Below are 4,870 nucleotides of genomic sequence, written 5' to 3'. Positions count from 1 at the left end.
TGCAAGGGCTCACGCAGCAGTGCCCGGCGCCCGGCGAGGAGCAGCCAGCGCATGCTCAGTCCGCCACCGGCACCAGGCGGCCACCGCGAATGGTCAGCAACCGGTCCGCGAGCCCGGCGACCTCACGGCTGTGGGTGACCATCACCAGCGTCCGCCCCGCCTCCCGGCAGAGCCCGTCCAGCAGCGCGACCACGGCACGGGCGTTGTCGATATCGAGGTTGCCGGTGGGCTCGTCGGCGAGGATGAGCTCCGGCTCGTGGATGAGCGCGCGGGCCACGGCAAGGCGCTGCTGCTCGCCGCCCGAGAGCTGCTCCGGCCAGGCGGTCCCGCGGTCCTCGAGGCCGACGCGGGCCAGCCACGACGCGACGCGGCCGTTGTCCGCCAGGCGGTTGAGCGCCAACGGCAGGCGCAGGTTCTCTGCGGCGGTCAGGGTGGGGATGAGGTTGAACGACTGGAAGACCACGCCCATGCGTGCCCGGCGCAGGCGGGTCAGCGCCGCGTCGGGCAGCGTGAACAGCGCCCGCCCGTCGAAACGCACCGATCCTGCCGAGGGACGATCCAGCCCTCCGAGGATATTGAGCAGTGTGGACTTCCCCGAGCCGCTTCGCCCCAGGACGACCACGAACTCGCCCCGCGACACGCGAGCGCTCGCACCGGCGAGGACGACGCGCCCGGCGGCACCGCCGTAGCGCATGTGCAGGTCCTCGAACTCGATCAGCGCCACCGGCGCCTCCTCACGCTACCCCTCCCCGGCCGCCCGGATCAGGCGACGTCGCGCTCGTCGAGCACACGATCCCGGCCCGCCGCCTTGGCGGCATAGAGCGAGCGGTCGGCACGGGAATACAGGCTCGCGAAACTCTCTGCACCGTCTTCGGTACAGGCAAGCCCGATGCTGACGGTGCACCCCACGGGATCCGTCTCGCCCGCCTCGTAGCGCAGCCGCGCGACCGCCGCACGCAGACGCTCGCACAGCTCGCGGGCACCGTCGAGGCGCGTATCCGGCATGAGGATGCAGAACTCCTCACCACCGAGACGGGCCACGACGTCACTCTCGCGCACGAGTTGCGGCAACCGTGCACCGAGGGTGCGCAGCACCCTATCGCCGACGGGGTGGCCGTAACGGTCATTGATGAGCTTGAAGTGATCCAGGTCGATGATCGCCAGGCTGCACGGCAGACGGGAGCGGGCGGCCAGGGCCAGCACGTCGCGGGCCCGGTCCACCATCGCGCGGCGGTTGGCGAGGCCGGTGAGATAGTCCGTGACCGTGCGCTCGGTGAGCGCGCGCTTTTGCTCGCGCAGGAATCGTATCGCGACGATCAGGCCGATGATGAAGGCCAGTACCAGCCCCGCCAGCACCAGCAGTCCGACCTCCAGCCGGTCCATGAAACGCCGTTGGGCGGCGGAGCCCTGGAGCACACGGTCCAGCATCTGGCTGTAAACGTAGGCGATACCGTCCTGAACCGCGTACGCCCGGTCACGCACCACATCGGCGAGCGGGCCGCGCGCCGGATGATCGCCACGCACGACGGCCTCCAGCCGCTCCAGGGCCTGATCGAGATCCGTCATTGGTTCGCGCATACGCTCGATAAACGCCTCACCGAACGACAGCGCCGCCAGCGCGTGACGGGCGGTCTCCTGACGGTTGCGGATAATGGCGATGCGATCGAGCAGGGCCTGACGGTTGGTGGCATCCGGGCGATCCAGGAAATGCGTCACCGCGTGCCCCAGACGCGACTCCTCCTGCTGGGCACGCACGACCTCCGCGGCGAACGCGGTGTAGTCGGCGCCGCTGTCGCGCGAGGCGTTGGAGAAGAATACCGCGGTGAGGCCGACGACCGGCACCGCCGCCGCAAGGAAGAGCGCGATCTCGACCAGCCAGAGCCGGCGGATCGGGCTCATCGAGCGTGGATCTCGACGATGGACCAGATCCAGTCGGCCTGGGAGCGCTCGCCCTCGCGCACGGCGCGAGCCTGCGCCGGCACGAGAAGGCGCAACGGCCCCTTGTCCGAGATGTCCATGGGCGCGCCGTTGAAGCGCGTCGCCAACAGGTACGCGCCGTCATGGATCTCCGACGGGGTGAGGAACACCGTGTAGTCATCCGCCGCAATGAAGCGGATCCGTTGCGCGTCGTCGAGCCCGAAGGCCCGCATGAACGCCGCCAGCTTAACGCCGGTGAACCGGCCGGACATGCCCTCTGCGGTCGTCAGGGTCGTGTCATACAGCGACAGCCGCCCCTCGATATCCGCCAGGGACAGTTCGTGACGGCCATCCGGCGCGATCAGGGTCAGTACCGGCTCGTCATCGCGGGACGGTGTGACACCGCTGGGTTGCACGGTGGCCGCGGCGGCTGCCGTCGACACCATGACGAGCAGCACCGCAACCACAACCGGCAGGCAGCTCCGCACGGACATGCCCTCACCCTCCTCTGGCTCACCACCCCGAAGCACCAGGGCCCAAGCGTAGACAACGCGCCCCGGGGCGGCAATACGGGCGTCTACTCCACGGCCACCGGGATACCGCGGATACGCGCCTGCCACTCCTGCGGACCGCTGCGGTGGACGGACTCCCCGTCCGCGCTCACCGCCACGGTCACCGGCATGTCCTCGACCTCGAACTCGTGGATCGCCTCCATGCCGAGGTCCTCGAAGGCCACCACCCGGGCGCTGCGAATCGCGCGGGAGACGAGGTAGGCGGCACCGCCGACGGCGATGAGATACACCGCACCGTGCCTGTGGATCGCCTCCACCGCCTCGGGCCCGCGCTCCGCCTTGCCGATCATCCCGGCCAGGCCGGTCTCGCCGAGCATCATCTCGGTGAACTTGTCCATGCGCGTCGCCGTGGTCGGACCGGCGGGGCCCACGACCTCGTCGCCCACCGGGTCCACCGGGCCGACGTAGTAGATGAAACGACCACGGAAATCCACCGGCAGCTCCTCGCCGCGGGCGAGCATGTCCTGGATCCGCTTGTGGGCGGCGTCACGGCCGGTGAGCACGGTGCCCGAGACCAGCAGGGTCTCACCGGGCTTCCAGCTCCGGGTCTCCTCCGGTGTGACCGTATCCAGGTTGACCCGGCGGACGTCACCGGAGTCGCCCCAGGTCACCTCCGGCCAGTCCTCGAGCTTCGGCACCGGCAGCGCCGCGACCCCGGAGCCGTCCAGATCGAAGTGCACGTGCCGGGTCGCCGCGCAGTTGGGAATGATCGCCACCGGCTTGTTCGCGGCGTGGGTCGGATAGTCGCGGATCTTGACGTCGAGCACGGTGGTCAGCCCGCCCAGCCCCTGGGCGCCGATACCGAGCTCGTTGACCTTCTCGAAGAGCTCGAGACGCAGCTCCTCGGCGGTATTCTGCGCGCCCCGGGCCTGGAGCTCGTGGATGTCGATGGACTCCATGCAGGCCTCCTTGGCCAGGCGCATGGCCTTGTCCGCGGTGCCGCCGATACCGATGCCGAGGATCCCCGGCGGGCACCAGCCGGCTCCCATCTTCGGCACCTGCTCCAGCACCCAGTCGACGATGCTGTCTGACGGGTTGAGCATGGCGAACTTCGATTTCGCCTCGGAGCCGCCGCCCTTGGCGGCCACCTCCACCTCGACGCGGTCGCCGGGCACCAGGTCCGTGTAGATCACCGCCGGGGTATTGTCCCGGGTGTTGGTACGCTTGCCAGCCGGGTCGGCGAGAATGGAGGCGCGCAGCTTGTTGTCGGGATGATTGTAGGCCCGGCGCACACCCTCGTTGACCATGTCCTCGACGCTCATCTGCGCCTCCCAGCGCACGTCCATGCCGATCCTGAGGAAGACGGTGACGATACCGGTGTCCTGGCAGATCGGGCGATGCCCCTGGGCGCACATGCGCGAGTTGACGAGGATCTGCGCCATGGCGTCCCGCGCGGCCGGGTTCTCCTCGCGCTGGTACGCCTCGTGAACGGCGTCGATGAAGTCCTTCGGATGGTAGTAGGAGATGTACTGGAGCGCGTCGGCCACGCTCTGGATGAGGTCGTCCTGCTTGATGGTGGTAGTCATCGGCTACGCTCTCCGGCGTTGCGGGTGCGGGGTCCAAGCGGCCGCGGCGGCGGCCCGGGATTCGGCGCCTTGTTATACCACACCGCACCCGCCCGCCGCCCGTACCGGGCGCGACGGGAATCCGCCCCACTCTTGATTCAGATCACGATCCGATGACAGCACGCTCGGCAGACTTGACGCCACGTTCATGCCATTAATCACCAACAAGGAGCGTGTCATGGAGCGTGCCCAGAAAATCACCGCCCTCGCCGCCGCCGCACTGGCCGCGGGCATGGTCACGACCAGCGCGAGTGCCGCCAGCGCCGGCGACTGGATCGTGCGCGCGGGGCCGACCCTCGTCGCCCCGAACGACGACAGCAGCGATCCCTCCGGTCCGCTGGAGGGCCTCGACGGCGCGGTGAGCGTGGACAACGACACCCAGCTCGGCCTGACCGTCGGCTACTTCGTCACCAACAACATCGCCGTCGAGCTCCTCGCCGCCACCCCGTTCTCCCACGACATCTCGGGCGAGGACGGCATCGACGGGCTGGACGTCGGCTCCACCAAGCACCTGCCGCCGACCCTGAGCGTGCAGTACCATTTCGACACCGGCACCGCGTTCCGCCCCTACGCGGGCGTCGGCCTGAACTACACCATGTTCTTCGACGAGGACGTGGACAGCGACACCACCGCGGCCACCGGCTACGACGATCTGTCGCTGGACGACTCGTTCGGGCTGGCCGGCCAGGTGGGCTTCGACTACGAGCTCGGCAACAACTGGCTGCTGAACGCGGACATCCGCTACATCGACATCGACACCGAGGCGACCCTCTCCGGCGGCCCCAACCCGAAGAGCACCATCGACGTCGACATCGA

5 protein-coding genes are annotated in these 4,870 nt (G+C 69.1%); 1 reads left to right on the top strand and 4 read right to left on the bottom strand.

Features of this window, described 5'->3' with window-relative positions; genetic code table 11:
- Positions 1 to 55: 55 nt before the first annotated feature.
- The 4 genes from G7A99_RS09720 to G7A99_RS09705 form a co-directional block, all read right to left on the bottom strand.
- Positions 56 to 724, bottom strand: coding sequence for an ABC transporter ATP-binding protein (locus G7A99_RS09720; RefSeq protein ID WP_018716392.1), 669 nt, complete (start codon positions 722 to 724; stop codon positions 56 to 58).
- Between the two features lie 38 nt (positions 725 to 762).
- Entirely contained in the window at positions 763 to 1,899 is a 1,137-nt protein-coding gene (locus G7A99_RS09715; RefSeq protein ID WP_018716393.1) for a diguanylate cyclase, read from the bottom strand.
- Positions 1,896 to 2,411: a molybdopterin-dependent oxidoreductase gene (locus tag G7A99_RS09710; RefSeq protein WP_018716394.1), complete on the bottom strand. Its 516-nt coding sequence runs from the start codon at positions 2,409 to 2,411 to the stop codon at positions 1,896 to 1,898. Before G7A99_RS09710 ends, G7A99_RS09715 begins: the two co-directional genes overlap by 4 nt.
- 83 nt (positions 2,412 to 2,494) lie before the next feature.
- Positions 2,495 to 4,015 carry a fumarate hydratase gene (locus G7A99_RS09705; RefSeq protein WP_163139808.1) on the bottom strand — a complete coding sequence of 507 codons (1,521 nt, stop codon included), beginning with the start codon at positions 4,013 to 4,015 and terminating at the stop codon, positions 2,495 to 2,497.
- Between the two features lie 217 nt (positions 4,016 to 4,232).
- Between G7A99_RS09705 and G7A99_RS09700 the strand changes: the two genes are divergently transcribed.
- A partial coding sequence (locus G7A99_RS09700; RefSeq protein ID WP_163139806.1) for an OmpW family protein occupies positions 4,233 to 4,870 on the top strand: 638 nt, incomplete at its 3' end.

This window comes from Arhodomonas sp. KWT (assembly GCF_010993615.1).
Note: the sequence above shows the minus strand (reverse complement) of the source record. Positions and strands in the feature narration are given on the sequence as shown.